General features: G+C 65.3%; 17 protein-coding genes and 1 pseudogene. 10 read left to right on the forward strand and 8 right to left on the reverse strand.

The window, feature by feature from the left end; all coding sequences use genetic code 11:
• Window positions 1-85 precede the first annotated feature (85 nt).
• A complete protein-coding gene (locus AC1Q64_RS10800; RefSeq protein WP_492251325.1) occupies window positions 86-652 on the forward strand; it encodes a sigma-70 family RNA polymerase sigma factor in 567 nt (188 codons plus the stop codon).
• Entirely contained in the window at window positions 649-1,419 is a 771-nt protein-coding gene (locus tag AC1Q64_RS10805; RefSeq protein WP_492251326.1) for an anti-sigma factor, read from the forward strand. Before AC1Q64_RS10800 ends, AC1Q64_RS10805 begins: the two co-directional genes overlap by 4 nt.
• A gap of 172 nt (window positions 1,420-1,591) precedes the next feature.
• Here the strand turns inward: AC1Q64_RS10805 and cynS are convergent, their stop codons facing one another.
• The 6 genes from cynS to AC1Q64_RS10835 form a co-directional block, all read right to left on the reverse strand.
• Window positions 1,592-2,035 carry a cyanase gene (gene cynS / locus AC1Q64_RS10810; protein ID WP_492251327.1) on the reverse strand — a complete coding sequence of 148 codons (444 nt, stop codon included), beginning with the start codon at window positions 2,033-2,035 and terminating at the stop codon, window positions 1,592-1,594.
• 112 nt (window positions 2,036-2,147) lie between these two features.
• The gene (locus tag AC1Q64_RS10815; RefSeq protein WP_056745592.1) at window positions 2,148-3,023 is read right to left on the reverse strand and encodes an ABC transporter ATP-binding protein; all 876 of its coding nucleotides are present in this window, start codon (window positions 3,021-3,023) and stop codon (window positions 2,148-2,150) included.
• A complete protein-coding gene (gene ntrB / locus AC1Q64_RS10820) occupies window positions 3,013-3,882 on the reverse strand; it encodes a nitrate ABC transporter permease (protein ID WP_218298949.1) in 870 nt (289 codons plus the stop codon). Before ntrB ends, AC1Q64_RS10815 begins: the two co-directional genes overlap by 11 nt.
• A 170-nt stretch (window positions 3,883-4,052) precedes the next feature.
• Window positions 4,053-5,459, reverse strand: coding sequence for a CmpA/NrtA family ABC transporter substrate-binding protein (locus tag AC1Q64_RS10825; RefSeq protein ID WP_492251328.1), 1,407 nt, complete (start codon window positions 5,457-5,459; stop codon window positions 4,053-4,055).
• Window positions 5,460-5,605: 146 nt separating this feature from the next.
• Entirely contained in the window at window positions 5,606-6,301 is a 696-nt protein-coding gene (locus tag AC1Q64_RS10830) for a response regulator (RefSeq protein ID WP_291435486.1), read from the reverse strand.
• Entirely contained in the window at window positions 6,298-7,506 is a 1,209-nt protein-coding gene (locus AC1Q64_RS10835) for a sensor histidine kinase (protein WP_492251329.1), read from the reverse strand. Before AC1Q64_RS10835 ends, AC1Q64_RS10830 begins: the two co-directional genes overlap by 4 nt.
• Before the next feature lie 102 nt (window positions 7,507-7,608).
• Between AC1Q64_RS10835 and AC1Q64_RS10840 the strand changes: the two genes are divergently transcribed.
• Genes AC1Q64_RS10840 through AC1Q64_RS10850 form a run of 3 tightly spaced genes read left to right on the forward strand, consistent with a single transcriptional unit; the run spans window position 7,609 to window position 10,320 of the window.
• Entirely contained in the window at window positions 7,609-8,460 is an 852-nt protein-coding gene (locus AC1Q64_RS10840; protein ID WP_291435484.1) for an ABC transporter permease, read from the forward strand.
• Complete coding sequence (locus AC1Q64_RS10845; protein WP_291435482.1) at window positions 8,457-8,978, forward strand: hypothetical protein; 522 nt, start codon at window positions 8,457-8,459, stop codon at window positions 8,976-8,978. The genes AC1Q64_RS10840 and AC1Q64_RS10845 overlap by 4 nt, the downstream gene beginning before the upstream one ends.
• The gene (locus AC1Q64_RS10850; RefSeq protein WP_492251330.1) at window positions 8,971-10,320 is read left to right on the forward strand and encodes a GAF domain-containing protein; all 1,350 of its coding nucleotides are present in this window, start codon (window positions 8,971-8,973) and stop codon (window positions 10,318-10,320) included. The genes AC1Q64_RS10845 and AC1Q64_RS10850 overlap by 8 nt, the downstream gene beginning before the upstream one ends.
• A gap of 166 nt (window positions 10,321-10,486) precedes the next feature.
• Here the strand turns inward: AC1Q64_RS10850 and AC1Q64_RS10855 are convergent, their stop codons facing one another.
• Together AC1Q64_RS10855 and AC1Q64_RS10860 are read right to left on the reverse strand one after the other, a co-directional pair.
• Window positions 10,487-11,224: a hemerythrin domain-containing protein gene (locus AC1Q64_RS10855; RefSeq protein ID WP_492251331.1), complete on the reverse strand. Its 738-nt coding sequence runs from the start codon at window positions 11,222-11,224 to the stop codon at window positions 10,487-10,489.
• 188 nt (window positions 11,225-11,412) lie between these two features.
• Entirely contained in the window at window positions 11,413-13,002 is a 1,590-nt protein-coding gene (locus AC1Q64_RS10860) for a GMC family oxidoreductase (RefSeq protein WP_492251332.1), read from the reverse strand.
• A gap of 252 nt (window positions 13,003-13,254) precedes the next feature.
• Here AC1Q64_RS10860 and AC1Q64_RS10865 point away from each other — a divergent pair, with 252 nt between their 5' ends.
• The 5 genes and pseudogenes from AC1Q64_RS10865 to AC1Q64_RS10885 all read left to right on the forward strand — a co-directional run bounded on the left by AC1Q64_RS10865 (window position 13,255) and on the right by AC1Q64_RS10885 (window position 16,741).
• On the forward strand, window positions 13,255-14,103 hold the full coding sequence (locus AC1Q64_RS10865) for a 3-hydroxybutyryl-CoA dehydrogenase (RefSeq protein ID WP_492251333.1): 849 nt from the start codon (window positions 13,255-13,257) through the stop codon (window positions 14,101-14,103).
• Between the two features lie 204 nt (window positions 14,104-14,307).
• Window positions 14,308-15,126 (forward strand): annotated as a pseudogene (locus AC1Q64_RS10870) (crotonase/enoyl-CoA hydratase family protein).
• 271 nt (window positions 15,127-15,397) lie between these two features.
• On the forward strand, window positions 15,398-15,862 hold the full coding sequence (locus AC1Q64_RS10875) for a MarR family winged helix-turn-helix transcriptional regulator (RefSeq protein WP_099731384.1): 465 nt from the start codon (window positions 15,398-15,400) through the stop codon (window positions 15,860-15,862).
• A gap of 72 nt (window positions 15,863-15,934) precedes the next feature.
• Window positions 15,935-16,351, forward strand: coding sequence for an organic hydroperoxide resistance protein (locus AC1Q64_RS10880; protein WP_056060042.1), 417 nt, complete (start codon window positions 15,935-15,937; stop codon window positions 16,349-16,351).
• Between the two features lie 3 nt (window positions 16,352-16,354).
• Entirely contained in the window at window positions 16,355-16,741 is a 387-nt protein-coding gene (locus AC1Q64_RS10885) for a DUF1304 domain-containing protein (protein WP_492251334.1), read from the forward strand.
• Window positions 16,742-16,757: the final 16 nt, after the last annotated feature.

Consider the following 16,757-nt stretch of genomic DNA (forward strand, 5'->3'; position numbering starts at 1 on the left):
CCCAGCGGGGGCTACCGCCAGGCGGTGGCGGGTTTGCGGCTACGATGCGCCCACCCTTTAGCCAAGGCCCCGCTGCCTGCACACCGTGCCCGACTCCCCCGGCGATTTTGACTACGAAGCTGCTCTGGCCGCCTGCGCAGCCGGCGACCGGCAGGCCATGCACCGCCTGTACCAACAGGAGGGGGCGCGGCTGCTGGGGGTGGCGCTGCGCATCGTGCGTCAACGCGCGCTGGCTGAGGACATCGTGCACGATGCCTGCGTGAACATCTGGACGCGCGCCGCCAGCTACGACGCCAGCCGGGGCAGCGCACGCGGCTGGATCTACAGCGTGGTGCGCAACCTGGCCCTGAACGCGGTACGCGACGCGGGCCGCCACGTCGATGTGGACGACACCACCACCCAAGCCATGGAGGCCGACATGTCTGTGCAGGCCCACCACGAGGTCGAGGAAACATTTGCGCTGAACGCCAGCCTGGGCCGCCTGCAGCATTGCCTGGAGGCCCTGGACCCCGCGCGCCGCAACTGCGTGCTGCACGCCTATGTGGACGGCTGCTCGCACGGCGAAATTGCCGAACGCCTGGGCGCGCCGCTGGGCACCGTGAAGGCGTGGATACGGCGCAGCCTGGTGTCGCTGCGGGAGTGCATGGCATGACTGGCACGCACAACACACCGTCCACCCCCTCGCCGGAAGACCTGCACGTTCTGGCCGGTGAGTACGTGCTGGGAACCCTGCCCGCCGCAGAGCGCCAAGCCGTGGAACACCGCCTGCCCGCCGACCCGGCGTTGCAACACGCGGTCGCGGAATGGGAAGACCGCCTGCTGCCACTGACCCAGCTGGTGGAGCCCATCGCGCCGCCCGCTGCCTTGTGGGCGCGCATCGATCAGTCGCTGCAAGCTGCCAGCCCGCAGCAGGCTGCGACACCCGTTGCCTACCAACCCCGCGCAAAAACCGCGCGCAAGCCATCCATGCGCTGGTGGGACCACCTCGGCCTGTGGCGGGCCCTCGCCGGCTCGGGCTTTGCCATGGCCGCCGTCCTCGCGGCGGTGCTCGTCACCCGCACGGCACCGGTCGCTGCGCCGCCACAGTTCATGGTGGTGCTGGTCGCGCCGCAGGACAAGGCCCCTGGCTGGGTGGTGCAGGCCAGTTCGCCCCGGCAGATCAGCCTGATCCCGCTGGGCGTGGCCGAAGTGCCGGCCGACAAGGCCCTGGAGTTCTGGACCAAGGCCGACGGCTGGAGCGGCCCCGTGTCGCTGGGCCTGGTGCAGCCCGGTCAGCCCCTGCAGATCCCGCTGGACAAGCTGCCGCCGCTGCAGCCCAACCAGCTGTTTGAGCTGACGCTGGAACCGCCCACGGGCTCACCGATTGGCAAGCCTACGGGCCCCATCCAGTTCATCGGCCGGGCGGTCAAGGTGCTTTGACCGTCTTAGCTTCCCCACTCAGCGCAATGCATAGGCCCACGCCGGTATAACGAGCACGGCCTATACCAGCGACCGCCGCGCAAGGGCCGCCCCGCCGCGCTGGTGGTGTCCCCTTCCCGAATTGCGCGGCAATTCGAGAGAAAGGGGGAAGGCGCGAAGCGACTCAGGGGGTTCAATACTGCTTGTACGGCAGGAACTTGCCCGACAGCACCACATTCACGCGGTCGCCATTGGGATTGGCTTCGCGCTGGATGTCCATGCTGAAGTCGATGGCGCTCATGATGCCGTCGCCAAACTCTTCGTGGATCAACTCCTTGATGGTCGTGCCGTACACGCTCACGATTTCGTACCAGCGGTAGATCAGCGGGTCGGTGGGTACGGGCGTGGGCAGCGAGCCCTTGTAGGGCACCACCTGCAGCCACTTCTGCTCCTCAGCGGTGAGGCCGAATATCTTGCCGACGATCTTGGCCTGCTCGGGCGATGCAGTCATCTGGCCCAGGCACAGGGCCGTGGTCCACTCCTTGGACTGGCCGACTTTCTTGGCAATGGCGTCCCATTGCAGGCCCTTGGCGACCTTGGTGCTGATGATTTTTTCGGTGACGTCGTTGCGGTTCATGGGGATGACTCCTTGGTTGGGGTGGGATTTGAAACGGGGAACAGGAACTTCAGGGTGCCACCCTCCCTGCCACCCCAAGGGGCAACACGACAGGGCTTGGTTATTCAGGAAATCAGTGGGCTTTGGCTCGGGTCACCAAAAAGTCCACGATGTGGTTGCGCAGCGCGTAGTAGCCGTCCAGGTGGTGCAGGCTGGTGCGCGTGCGTTCGCGTGGTAGCGGGTTCACCACCACCTCGGCGATGCCGCCGGGGCGGTAGCCCTCGGGCGTCTCGTTGCCGTTGCTCATGAGCAGAATGCGGTCGGCCAGCAGGATGGCTTCGTCCACATCGTGGGTGATCATGAAAACCGTCTGCTGCGTCTGGCGCACGATGGCCATCAGCTCGTCCTGGATGGTGCCGCGCGTGAGCGCATCCAGTGCGCCAAAGGGTTCATCCAGCAGCAACATCTTGGGCTGGATGGAGAACGCGCGCGCAATGCCCACGCGCTGCTTCATACCGCCTGAGAGCTGTGAGGGCTTCTTGTCTATGGCAGGGCTCAGGCCCACCAGCGCCACGAACTTCTCCACATGCGCATCCACCTGGCTCTTCTTCCAGTCGGGCCAGCGCGACTTCACGGCGAACGCGATGTTCTGGCGCACCGTGAGCCAGGGCATGAGCGCGTGGCTCTGGAACACCACGCCCCGGTCCAGACTGGGGCCGGCCACTTCGCGCCCGTCCATGATGACGGTGCCCGAGGTGGCGGTGTCGAGCCCCGCCAGCACGTTCAGGATGGTGGTCTTGCCGCAGCCCGAGTGGCCGATGATGCAGACGAACTCGCCCTTGTCGAGCGTGAACGACACATCGGCAAACACGGGCTTGGCGGGCACAAAAGCTTTGCTCAGCCGGTCGATCTGGAGGAAGCCTTGGGTCACGGCAGAGGCCTTTCGTTGCGGGGCGTCAGTGGCAAGAGGGGCTGGAACAGCCGGGCGCTGGGCGACATCACTCCACATAGGTCACCACCTTCTGCAGCTGGCCAAACGCCAGGTCGAGCAACATGCCCACCACGCCAATCACCAGGATGGCAAAGATCACGTTGGTGAGCGACAGGTTGTTCCACTCGTTCCACACGAAGTAGCCAATCCCCGTGCCGCCCACCAGCATCTCGGCCGCCACGATCACCAGCCAGGCGATGCCCATGCTGATGCGCATGCCCGTGAGGATGGTGGGCGCTGCGGCGGGCAAGATCACCAGGAAGGCCTTGCGCAGCGGGTTGACCTGCAGCGTGGCCGACACGTTGAGCCACTCGCGCTTGACCGATGCCACGCCAAACGCCGTGTTCACCAGCATGGGCCACACCGAGCAGATGAAGATCACGAAAATGCCCGAGATGGATGAGTCCTTGATGGTGTAGAGCGCAAGCGGCATCCACGCCAGCGGGCTGATGGGCTTGAGCACCTGAATGAACGGGTCGAACGCACGGCGCAGCAGCGGCGACATGCCGATGACGAAACCGAGCGGTATCGCCACCAAGCAGGCCAGGCCGAACCCTAGCGCGACCCGGCCCAGCGAATGCGCGAGCTGGATAGCGATGCCCTTGTCGTTGGGGCCGTTGTCATAGAACGGGTTGGACACGTGCCCCCACACGGTACGGCCCATCTCTGCCAGTGAGGGGAAGCCACTGCCCTTGGCGCTGGCGCCTGGGTCCTTGCCCATCATCTTGGCGTACTCGATCTGCTCGGCGGTCATGCCGGCCGTGCTGTTGCCCGCGCCCGAAGAAGCGGTGGCGATGTACCAGATCCCCAGCAGTGCCAGGAAGATGAGCACGGACAACAGGCCCGCGCGCAGGTTGAGGTTTTTGGAACTTGTCATGTCAAATCTCCGTGCGTTCCACAAGTTCACCAGCCCACAAAACGCGCAGGGCCGAAGCCAGTGCCCCCGCGCAAGGGCCGCCCCGCAGCGCTGGGGGCGTCCCCCTCCCGCATTGCGCAGCAAGGCGAGAGAGGGGTGAAGGCGCGAAGCGACTCAGGGGGTGCTTCATTTCATGCCGCCTTGCGGATGGGGAAGCTCTTGGCGTACTCGGCCGCCTTCGCCGCATCGAACTCGCGCCCCATGATCTTGAACTTGGGGTACGCGCCTTCGGGCACCTTCTGGTCCAGCGCCTTCATCTGCTTTTTCGCATCGGTGATGAGGAACACCTTTTCGGCGATCTGCTTGTAGTCCACATCGCCCTTGATGTAGCCCCAGCGCTGCATCTGCGTGAGCATCCACACGGCCATGCTCTGCCACGGCATGGGGTCGAAGTCTGCGCGGTCCGGCACGTTCTGGATCTTGCCCAGGCCGTCGGCGAACTTTCCGGTGAGCACCTGGTTGAGCACTGCCTCGGGCTGGTTCAGGTAGGCCTGGGGCGCAATCACCTTGGCGATGAGCTCCCGGTTGGCTGGGTCGCGCGCCATCGCGGCCGAGGTGAGCACCGCGCGGTACAACGCGGCAAAGGTGTTGGGGTTCTTCTGGATGAACTCGGTGCTGGTGCCGAAGGCGCAGCAGGGGTGGCCGTTCCACAGGTCCTTGGTGAGCAGGTGGATGAAGCCGACTTCCTCGAACACGGCGCGCTGGTTGAAAGGATCGGGACCGAGGAAGCCGTCGATATTGCCCGCTCGCAGATTGGCCACCATCTCGGCGGGTGGCACCACGCGCAGCTGCACGTCGGTGTCAGGGTTCAAGCCGGCCTCGGCCAGGTAGTAGCGCAACAAGAAGTTGTGCATGCTGTACTCGAAGGGGATCGCGAACTTGAAGCCCTTCCAGTTCTTGGGATCGCGGTTGTCCTTGTGCTTGAGGCTGAGCGTGATGGCCTGGCCGTTCACGTTCTGGATGGTGGCCACGTTCATCGGCGTGGCGTTGGAGCCCAGGCCCATGGAGATCGCCAGCGGCATGGGGCTCAGGAAGTGCGTGGCGTCGTACTCCTTGTTGATCATCTTGTCGCGGATCAGTGCCCAGCCGGCCGTCTTGGTGACTTCGACGCTCAGGCCCTGCTTGCTGTAGAAGCCCAGCGGGTGGGCCATGATCAGCGGGGTGGCGCAGGTGATCGGGATGAAGCCGATCTTGAGGTTGGTCTTCTCCAGTGCGCCCTGTTTCTCTTGCGCCATGGCCTGCATGCTGGCCACGGGCAGCACGCTGGCGATGGCCGCCATGGCCGTTCCCTTGCCCACCGCTTTGATGAAGCGGCGGCGTACTGCGTCTTGCGGAAACAGCGCCTTGACCAGCGTGGCTTCGATGAACTCGTTGCTGTAGAGCTCGAACTCACGGGTCTCGCTGCGCTGGCGCAGGGTGGCTGCGGCGGCATCGGCCGACACCTCGGCGTGGTGGTCGGCCACCGTGTGGTCGCGGCCACAGCTGCATTTCAGCATCAACGGGCGGTCGGCATCGTAGGGCGAGAAGAATTCGGACATGGCACACCTCGAAGAAGTTGGTGCCAGGCGTTACGCAAAGCGCGGGCCAGTTTTTGCCGGTGTCGGCCCGCTGTCATGAATTCGTGGGTGTGGTGTCTACAGCGTGTAGGGCCAGCACTACAAATCGGTCGTGCAACGCACCGAATTCACTCTGCCGGTGCGCCACGCGCCAGCAGCGCAAGCTCCACATCGTTGCGTGCGCCGGTCTTTTCGAGGATGCGGGCGCGGTAGGTGCTCACCGTGTTGGGCGCTAGCTTGAGCTGCGCACCAATTTCGCTCACGCTCTGCCCGGCAGTGAGCAGGCGGAACACCTGGTGCTCCCGATAGGAGAGCGCGTCCACCCCGGCGGGCGTGCCCTGCTGGGCGGTGCGCACCACCCCGGTGCGTTCCAGTGCACCTGCCAGGGCTTGCGCGGTCGCCTCCGTCAGGTAACGCTCGCCTGCTGCCACCTTGCGCACGGCGGCCACCATGTCGTCGGGATCGGCGCTTTTGTGCAGGTAGCCCGCCGCGCCCATCTGGATGCAGCGCACCGCGTATTGCCGCTCGGGGTAGGTGCTGAGCATCAGCACCGGCAATGCAGGCCAGGCCTTGCGCAGCGCCTGCAGCACTTCGAGGCCGTCCATGCCCGGCATGGCGATGTCCAGCAGCACCAGGTCCAGCCCCGGTGTTCCCGTGGGCCCTTGCAGGGCGGCGACCAGCTCCAGCACCTCGCGGCCCTGGGTGGCCTCGGCGACCACGGTGATCTCGGGCGCGCCATTGGCCGGGTCGCCCAGCACCTGCTTGAGCCCCTCCCGCACGATGCGGTGGTCATCACCGATCAACACTCGAACCACGGAATTCATGACAGCTCCAGAGGAATCAGCAATTGCAGGCACGAGCCCTGCCCCGGCTCGCTGGTGATGCTCAGCCGGCCCCCAAGCTGCCGCGCCCGCTCGCGCATGCCCATCACGCCATAGGCGGTGGGCGCCTCCAGGGCCTGGCGGGTGGCGCCCACGCCGTTGTCGCGCACGCGCAGTTGCAGCATCTCATCTTGCACGTCGATGGCAATGTCGATGGCGCTGGCCTGCGCGTGGCGGCCCACATTGCTCAGCATCTCCTGGAAGATACGGAACACAGCGATGGCTGCAGGCTCGGGCAAGTGCAGGGTGGCGGGCACATCCATCTGCCATGCCAGCTCCAGTTCGGCCGACTGCACGAACTCCTGCGCCTGCCACTCCAGCGCGGCCCATAGCCCCTGGTGGTCCAGGATGCTGGGGCGCAGGTCGGTGATGATGCGGCCCACGTTGTCCACCGCGTTTTCGATCAGGCGGCTCATGTTCTGGCACTTGCAGCGCATCTGGGTGCGCATGTCTCCCGCCGCCTCGGGCGTGCGCTCGCCCTGCTCGCCCAGGCGCTTGTGCAACCAGTTCACATCCATCTTCAGCGCCACCAGCAGGCTGCCTAGCTCGTCGTGCACTTCGCGGGCGATGCGGGTGCGTTCGTCCTCCCGCACCTGCTCCGAGTAAGCCGACAGCTCGCGCAGCTGCGCTAGCGCCTGCGACAGCTCGTGGGTGCGCGCGGCCACACGGCGCTCCAGCTCGTCATTGGCGCGGGCCAGGTCGTCGTGCGCGCGCTGCAGCTCGTCGGCGGCGCGTTTGCGGCTGGTGATGTCCACAAACGCAATGACGGCACCCTGCACCTGCTCGCCTTCCAAAATGGGGTGGCTGGAATACTCCACGGCAAACGCCGAGCCATCGCGGCGCCAGAACACCTCGGTGTCCACCCGGCAGGGCAGGCCCTGGCGGAAGGCATTGAAGATGGGGCAGTCGCTGTCGGCGTAGGGGCTGCCGTCGGGGTGGCTGTGGTGGGTGAGCGCATGCATGTTGCGTCCCATCACCTCCTCAGCGGCAAAGCCCAGCATCTGTGCGCCCGCCCGGTTGATGAACACGCAGTTGCCGGCCAGGTCGATACCAAACACGCCCTCGCCCGTGGACTCCAGCAGCAACCCCAGGCGGTTTTGCCAGAGGGCACTGGCACCGGCGGGCAGGTTCAGGACATGGGTGGGCATGACAGCACCCAAGCAATGGGCGTGCCCAGCCGGCCAGGCGGGCCATTCCAGCAGGCGCGCCAGGGGCTGTGCGTCCGCCCGCCAACATCGCACAATAAGCGGATGCAAACCGTTACCCCGTCCTCCGTGGCCTCTGTGGCCCCGCCCCCGCCGTCGGTATGGCGCCCGCCCAGCCTGTCCGTGCGCTGGTGGCCCGTGTTCATGCGCAACCTGCTCGTCTGGCGCAAGCTGGCCATCCCCAGCCTGGTGGGCAACATTGCCGAGCCGCTGATGTGGCTGGTGGCCTTTGGCTACGGCATGGGGGCCCTGGTGGGGCAGGTGAACGTGGGCGGCGCGGCGGGCGACACCAAGGTGCCCTACATCCTGTTCCTCGCCAGCGGCTCCATCTGCATGAGCGCCATGAACGCGGCCAGCTTCGAGGCGCTGTACTCGGCCTTCTCGCGCATGCATGTGCAAAAGACCTGGGACGGCATCATGAACGCGCCGGTCAGCCTGGACGACGTGGTGCTGGCCGAAATGCTGTGGGCCGCGTTCAAGGCGCTTTTTACCGTCACCGCCATCCTGGGCGTGATGCTGGCGCTCTCCATCAGCCACAGCCCCAAGTTGCTGGTGGCCTGGCCGGTGCTGTTGTTTGTGGGGGTGATGTTCTCCAGCATCGCGCTCATCTTCAATGCCCTGGCCAAGGGGTATGACTTCTTCACCTACTACTTCACCCTGGTGCTCACGCCCATGATGTTTCTCTCGGGTGTGTTCTTCCCGCGCGAGCAACTGCCCCCCATCGTGCGAGCGATCTCCGACTGGCTGCCGCTGACCAACGCGGTCGAACTGGTGCGCCCGTTGTTCATGGACCAGTGGCCTGCCCACCCATGGCGCCATGGTCTGGTGCTGGTGGTGACCACCGTGGTGGCGTTCTGGGCGGCGTTGGCACTGACCCGCAAGCGCTTCAAGGCATGACGGTCGTGCTGGACCCGGACCGCATCGCCATGGTGGCCAAAGGCGTGTCGGCCATCGTGGCGTCGCGCGATGCAGCCCTGCGCCCGAGCATCATGCGGGCCGTGGGCAGCCACATCAGTGCCGACGGACAGGAAGTCACGGTCTACCTGCGGAGCACCCAGTCCAGGCAGTTGCTGCAGGACATTGCCGAAACCGGTGAGATTGCCGTGGTCTTCAGCGAGCCATCCACCCACCGAACGCTGCAGCTCAAGGCCCGCCAAGCCACCCAGCGCCCGGCTCATGACGATGATCTTCCGGTGCTACAGGCCTACCTGCAGTCCATGGTGCACGAGGTAGGCAGGGTTGGCTACGGGCCTCGCTACGTGGCGGCCATGCTGGCGGCGCCACTGGAGGATGTGGTGGCAGTGACCTTCACCCCCACCAGTGCGTTCGACCAGACCCCCGGCCCGCGCGCGGGCGCTGCGTTACCCACCACGCCCGCGACACGTCCATCACCTGCGCTTGCCAGCCATGAGTGACGCCCCCTCCCTGCACACGATCCGCCCATGCCTGGAGGGCGCCATCCCGGCAGTGATGGCGACCTGTGACCCCGATGGCACGCCCAACGTGGCCTACATCTCGCAGGTGGTCTATGTAGACGCAGCGCATGTGGCGCTGTCGTTCCAGTTCTTCAACAAGACCCGCCAGAACATCCTGCGCAACCCGCGCGCATCAGTGCTGGTGCTGGACCCGGTCACCGCCCATTTCTACCGCCTGCACCTGCTGTACGAACGCACCGAAGACAGCGGCCCCGTGTTTGAGAGCATGCGCGCGCAGCTGGCGGGCATTGCGTCGCATGAGGGTATGGCCGAAGTGTTTGAACTCAAAGGGGCCGACATCTACGCCGTGGAGCGCATCGAATCGGTGGCGGGTGAAGGCCTGCCTGCACCGGCGCCGCGCTCCGGGCTGCTGCACACGCTGCGCCTGTGCAGCGAAAGCATCGCGCGCTGTACGGGGCTGGACGAATTGCTGCAAGGCGCACTGCAAGGCCTGCAGGACAAGCTGGGCATCGGACACGCGATGGTGCTGATGCTGGACGCCAGCGCCCAGCAGCTCTACACCGTGGCCAGCTGCGGCTACGCCACCTCGGGCGTGGGTTCAGAAATCCGGCTGGGCCAGGGGGTGATCGGCATGGCAGCCCGCGAGCGCACGCCGGTGCGCATCAGCCACATGACGCACGCCGCCCTGTACAGCCATGCCATCCGCGAGAGCATGGACGCGCACGCCACACCCGATGCGCCCGCGTTGCGCGGCCTGGACATCCCCTACCCCGGCCTGCCGGAGCCGCACAGCCAGGTGGCTGTGCCGCTGCTGTCAGCCGGGCGGCTGCTGGGCGTGCTGTTTGCCGAGAGCCCGCAGGACATGCGGTTTGGTTTTGAGGATGAAGACCTGCTGGTGGCCATGGCGGGCCAACTGGCGGCTGCCATTGACCTGCTGCAGGCGTCGCCCGATGCCACCGATCCACTGCCCGCCATCTCTGCGGCCCCCCCCGTGACTGGCAGCGCATTGCGGGTGCGCCACTTTGCAGCCAACGACAGCGTGTTCATCAACGACGACTACCTGATCAAGGGCGTTGCGGGCGCCATTGTCTGGAAGCTGCTGCGCGACCACCAGCAAACGGGCCGCGTGGACTTCACCAACCGCGAACTGCGGCTGGACCCCGCCCTGCGCCTGCCCGATGTGGCCGACAACCTCGAAGCGCGGTTGCTGTTGCTGCAGCGCCGCCTGCAGGAGAACTGCCCGCACATCCACATCGAAAAAACGGGGCGTGGGCGCTTTCGGCTGTGTGTGCTGCGCCCCGTGGTGCTGGAAGACGCCTGACGCCTCAGAAGGTATGAATGAATCCGGCGAGCCCGAGCAGGCCGTCAAAACGCGGCCGATCGAGACGCAAAGCGCAGCCATAGCTTGGGCTATGGCGAGCATTTGTAACGACGAACGGGTGTGTTTTGGCGGGATGAGCGGGCATGGCGGGTTTGTTCACACCTTCTCAGTGCACCAGACCCGGCACCACCGGCAGCCCCAGGCTGCGCATGAGCTTGGTCCACTCGGGCTGCGTGAGATGCGGCTGCACCTGCGCCAGCACAGCCGCCAGCACGGGGGCTGGGGCGTGTTGCTGCATGTCCGACAACATGGCGGTGCGCTCTGCCGGTGACATGTACGGCACCATCCAGCGGGCCACCACCATCATTTCCTGCGGCGGGATCGAGGCCACCAGCGCATCGTGCACGCCCGCCAGTTCCGCGTCGGTGTAGCACTGCCACAGAACTCGGTTGTGTGCGGTCTCTTCCTCGTGCATGTGCTCGAAGTTGTGCGCCACAAACAGCGCCAGCTGGCGGTACAGGGCCTGGGTGGCGGCGGGGCGTGCGGGCTTGGCACAGGCCATCAGGTGGTTCACACCACCTGCCAATGCGGCGATGGCCTGCTCATGCTCCACATGTTCACCAGCGATGGACTGGCTGGAGCCAGGCAGGCGCGCCTCCATGGCGGCGTGCACAAACTGGTTCTCGTGATGCAGGTGGGCGCGGCACAGGTCCAGCAGTTGCATCACGCGGTCGCAGGTATGAGCGAACTCCAGGTCATCATCCACATCCATGCGGCCCAGGCCCAGCAGCGTGTCGGCCATGAAGGCACGCAGCGCCTTGTGGATGCTGGCATACATGTCCATGCGGGGGGCGGCAGGTTGGGCTTGTGTCAGTGCGGCAATTTCGCGGGCATCAATCTTCATCACGTTCTTTCATGGCCCCGGTGGGCTCTTTCAGCGCCTGTTTTCTGGCGCCGGGCCGGGTGCACCATGCACCCGTTTCCATGCAAAGAAGTCTAGAAATTCGCCGCGCTTTTGCCTGTTAAAAACTCCTTAAACAGACCCTCTACAAACCTTAAAAATCGCGTTCTGCGCGCTAAACGTGAAATCGTTCACACAGCGGCGCGCAGCAGGTCCACTGCTTTTTCCGCAATCATCACCGTCGGCGCGTTGGTGTTGCCGCTCACGATGCGCGGCATGATGGACGCGTCCACCACGCGCAGGCCCGCCAGGCCGTGCACACGCAGCTGTGCATCCACCACATCCAGAGGCCCAGGGCCCATGCGACAGCTGCCCACAGGGTGATAGATGGTGTCGGCGTACTGACGGATGAACTGCTCGATCTCGGCAGGGGTACGCGCGTTGGCCGAGGCTGCCAGCTCCTTGGCACCGAACTTCGCCAGCGCGGGCTGCGCCAGAATCTCGCGCGTGCGCTGAAAGCCGCGCACCATGCGCACCATGTCATCCGGGTCCGCGAGGAAGTTCGGGTCCACCAACGGCAGGGCCATGGGGTCACGGCTTGCCAGAGTGACCGAACCCCGGCTCTTGGGCTGCAGCAGGCACACGTGGGCCGAGTAGCCATGGCCAAACACCGTCTTGCGCCCGTGGTCCACCAGCTTGCCAATCACAAAGTGCAGCTGCAGGTCGGGCGCAGGCTCGGACGGGTCGCTCTTGATGAAGCCTCCGGCCTCGGCAAAGTTCGTGGTCAACATGCCCGTGCGGTGCTTGCGCCATTCGGCAATGCCGCGCAGCGTCTGCGCCATGCCCGACAGCGACAGACCGAACAGGTCCTTGAGCTCGGGTGCGTCCATCACCTGCACCACGTCAGGGTGGTCGTGCAAGTGCTGGCCCACGCCCGGCAGGTCGTGCAGCACCTGGATGCCGTGTTGCTGCAGTTGGGCACCAGGCCCTACGCCCGACAACATCAGCAGCTGCGGCGACAGCAGCGCCCCCGCGCTCAGCAGCACCTCGCGGCTCGCTTTCACCTGGTGCAGCGTGCCGCCCTGGCGGTACTCCACGCCCACGGCACGTTTGCCATCAAACAGGATTCGCGTGGCATGCGCACCGGTGACGACCTGCAAGTTGGGCCGCGCAAGGTGCGGCGTGAGATAGCCCTTGGCTGCGCTGTGCCGCTCGCCGTTTTTGTGCGTGACCTGGTACAGGCCTACGCCCTCTTGGGTGGCACCATTGAAGTCGGTGTTGTGTGGGTGTCCGGCCTGCACACCCGCATCGGTGAAATACTGGCTGAACCGGTTGGGCGCGCGCAGGTCCGCAACGTTGAAGGGGCCGCCCTGGCCGTGCCATTCGTTAGCGCCGCGCTCGTTGTTCTCGGCACGCACAAAGTAAGGCTTCACATCCTCCCAGCCCCAGCCCGGATTGCCCTGCGCAGCCCAGTGGTCGTAGTCGGCATGCTGGCCCCGGACGTACACCATGGCGTTGATGGAGCTGGACCCGCCGAGCACCTTGCCGCGTGGCTGGTAGCCGCGCCGGTTGTTGAGCGCGGTCTGCGGCGTGGTGTTGAAGCCCCAGCCATTGAGCTCAAACTTGGCCATCGCGGCCAGCCCAGCCGGGCAGTGGATGAGCACGCTCTTGTCGGCAGGCCCCGCCTCCAGCAGGCAGACGCGCACGGCGGGGTCTTCGGTCAGGCGGCCAGCCAGTACGGAGCCTGCAGAGCCGCCGCCAATGACGATGTAGTCGAACATGTTGTCTTGTCTCCTCCGCCATGCTGTGTGGCGGGTTGGTATGTAGGGGGAAGCTCGGTTCACAAAACTCAGCCAAGTGGTTCTGGCCCGGCGCTGCGCCATACGCAGTACAGGCCGTACGGGTAGTACGACAAGTCGCGGAAATGACGCCCGAAGAGTTTTGTGAGCCGCGCTGGATCACGATAACCGAACGGTCGTGCGATTCGCCTTACCATTCTGCCCATCCGTTTCACTTTGAAGAGGGCTCTCTATATGACGATTCAGACCGTAGGCATCATCGGCGCAGGCACCATGGGCAACGGCATTGCACAGGCTTGCGCAGTGTCGGGCATCAACGTGGTGATGGTCGATATCTCGGATGCTGCAGTGCAAAAAGGCTTGGCCACTGTGGCCGGCAGCCTGGACCGCCTGATCAAGAAGGAAAAGATCACGGAAGCCGACAAGGCTGCGGCCCTGGCGCGCATCAAGACCTCTACCAGCTACGACGACCTGAAGGCTGCGCAGCTCGTGATCGAGGCTGCCACCGAAAACTACGAACTCAAGCTCAAGATCCTGAAGCAGGTGGATGCCATCGTGGCGCCCGAGGTGCTGATTGCATCGAACACCTCGTCCATCTCCATCACCAAGCTGGCCGCCGCCACCAGCCGTGCCGACCGCTTCATCGGAATGCACTTCTTCAACCCCGTGCCCATGATGGCGCTGGTGGAGATCATCCGTGGCCTGCAGACCAGCGACGCCACACACGACGCCGTGAAGGCGCTGGCCGAGGCTCTGGGCAAGAGCCCCATCACCGTGAAGAACGCGCCCGGCTTTGTGGTCAACCGCATCCTGGTGCCCATGATCAACGAGGCCTTCTTCGTGCTGGCGGAAGGCCTGGCCACACCCGAGGACATCGACGCGGGCATGAAGCTGGGCTGCAACCAGCCCATCGGCCCACTGGCGCTGGCGGACATGATCGGCCTGGATGTGTGCCTGGCGGTGATGGATGTGTATCTGACCGAGTTTGGCGACAGCAAATACCGCCCCTGTCCGCTGCTCAAGGAAATGGTGGCGGCGGGCCGCCTGGGCCGCAAGACGGGCCAGGGCGTGTATAGCTATTGATCCCCCTGAGGCGCTTCGCGCCTTCCCCCCGAGGGGGACGCCCCCAGCGCGACGGGGCGGCTCTTGCGCGGGGGCACTGGCAGGGCGCTGCGCCGGTGGTTGAGGCCGCCGACGCATGGAAGACCTGCACGCATGTGCTGTCCCGCTTGAGACGGCGTGCACGACTGGATACGTTTTCAATCATGGGCAAGGAGACACAACACCATGCCCACCTTCACGTCCAACACGCCCCCGCCCGAGGGCTGCATTGACACCCTGGTGCTCGGCCATGTCTTGCTGATCGGCATCAACCGCCCGGCCAAGCGCAACGGCTGGACGCCTCCCATGTTCCGCCAGCTGGCCGAGGCTTACACCCGGCTTGATGACGACCCCGACCTGCGTGTTGGTGTGCTGCACGCCATGGGCGACCATTTCACGGCAGGGCTGGACCTGCCCGCCGTGAGCGCCTACATGCAGCGCGGCGAAAAAGCCATCCCCGAAGGCCTGGTGGAGCCCCACGACTACGGCCTGCCCGGCTACCGCCGACGCACCAAGCCGATGGTGGTGGCGGTCAAGGGCATCTGCTTCACCGTGGGCATCGAGCTGATGTTGGGTGCCGACATCGTGGTGGCGGCCGATAACTGCCGCTTTTCGCAGATGGAGGTGCAGCGCGGCATCATGGCCACGGGCGGCGCCACGCTGCGCATGGCCTAGCGCGCGGGCACCGGCAATGCCCTGCTGCACCTGCTGACCGCCGATGAGTTCGGCAGCGCCGAGGCGTACCGCCTGAACTTTGTGCAAAAGGTGGTGCCTGCAGGCCAGGAACTGGACGAAGCCCTGGCCATCGCCCAGCGCATCGCCATCCAGGCGCCGCTGGCGGTAGTGGCCACGCGGCTCAATGTGCTCAAGGCGATTGAGCAGGGCCAGGCCGCTGCGGTGGCAGATTTCATCCCGGTGCAAAAGGAGCTGGCCAACAGCGAGGACGCAGCCGAGGGCGTGCGCGCGTTTGTCGAGCGGCGGCCCGCGCAGTTCAGCGGGCGCTGAGGGCCTGGTGGCTCGTCGTCGCCCGAACCACGACATGCCAAATTTCAAGCCAAATCGGCCGCTAGCGCATATGAATAATGCGCTAGCAGCTCTGCTATTGATAGCAATTTCCCGAGGGTGAAGGGGGCACAGCGCCCCCGCCTGCGCAAGCGGGACGCGCGGATAGCACCGATGGCGCGGCGCCGCTCCCCCACCCACACAATCCCATCCATTAACAAAGTTTTTCACAATTCAATTGCGCACAATTTAATTTACCACCACAATTCACTCCATGCCCAGCCACAGCACACCCCACACCCCCAGCCCCGCCATCCTGCGGCTGGACAACCAGGTCTGCTTTGCGCTGTATTCCGCCTCGCTGGCGATGACGAAGCTCTACAAGCCCCTGCTCGACCAGATCGGCCTGACCTACCCCCAGTACCTCGTGATGCTGGTGCTGTGGGAACAGGATGGCGTGACCGTCTCCGAGCTGGGCGAGCGCCTGTTCCTCGACTCCGGCACGCTCACGCCGTTGCTCAAGCGCCTGGAGGCGCAGGGCCACATTGCCCGGTTGCGCGATGTGCAGGACGAGCGCCGCGTGCGCATCACCCTCACGTCACAAGGCCGCGCGCTGCGCAACCAGGCCGAAGCCATTCCACCGTGCGTGCTGCAAAGCAGCCAGTGCTCGATTGCCGAGCTGACCACCTTGACCACCGAACTCAAGCAGCTGCGAGACCGGCTCAGCGAGCAACGCTGACGGCCTGCAGACAACGCAAACACCGATTCCCTCCACCGCCCGCCAGTGGGCAACAACCGCAAGGAAGACACCATGACCACACTCGAAAAAGTCCTGTACACCGCCAAGTCGCACGTGACCGGTGGCCGCGATGGCGCCGCCAAGACCGATGACGGCCGCCTGGACGTCAAGCTGTCCTCGCCTGGTACGTCCGGCACCGGCACCAACCCCGAGCAGCTGTTTGCCTCCGGCTACGCAGCCTGCTTCATCGGCGCGATGAAGGCTGTGGGTGGCAAGATCGGCATCCCCGTGCCCCAGGATGTGTCCATCGACGCCGAAGTGGACCTGGGCCCCATCCCGAACGCCTACGGCATCGCTGCCCGCCTGGCCATCAGCCTGCCCGGCCTGGACAAGGCCACGGCCCAGAAGCTGGTAGACGCAGCCCACCAGGTCTGCCCCTACTCCAACGCTACGCGCGGCAACATCGACGTGACCATCACGATCGTCTAAGCGATGGGCCGCCAGCTGCTTCCCCGCATCGCGGTGGCCCTGGTGGCCATCGAGCATGTGTACATCCTCGTGCTCGAAATGTTCTTCTGGAACAAGCCCCTGGGCATGAAGACCTTCAACCTGACCCAGGAGCTGGCCGACGCCACCACCACGCTGGCGGCCAACCAGGGGCTGTACAACGGGTTTCTGGCGGCGGGCCTGTTCTGGGGGCTGTTCACCGGCAACCGGGTGTTCAAGATTTTCTTCCTGGCCTGTGTGATCGTGGCCGGGGTGTTTGGCGCCGCCACCGCAGCGCCCAAGATCTTCTTCAGCCAGGCGCTGCCCGCGATCATCGCGCTGGGCCTGGTGCTGGCGCTGGACAAAAAACCCGCCGCACAGCACAGCCTCTGAGCTATCAAATTCATAG

It is taken from the genome of Acidovorax sp. GW835-FHT14G06 (genome assembly GCF_058793595.1).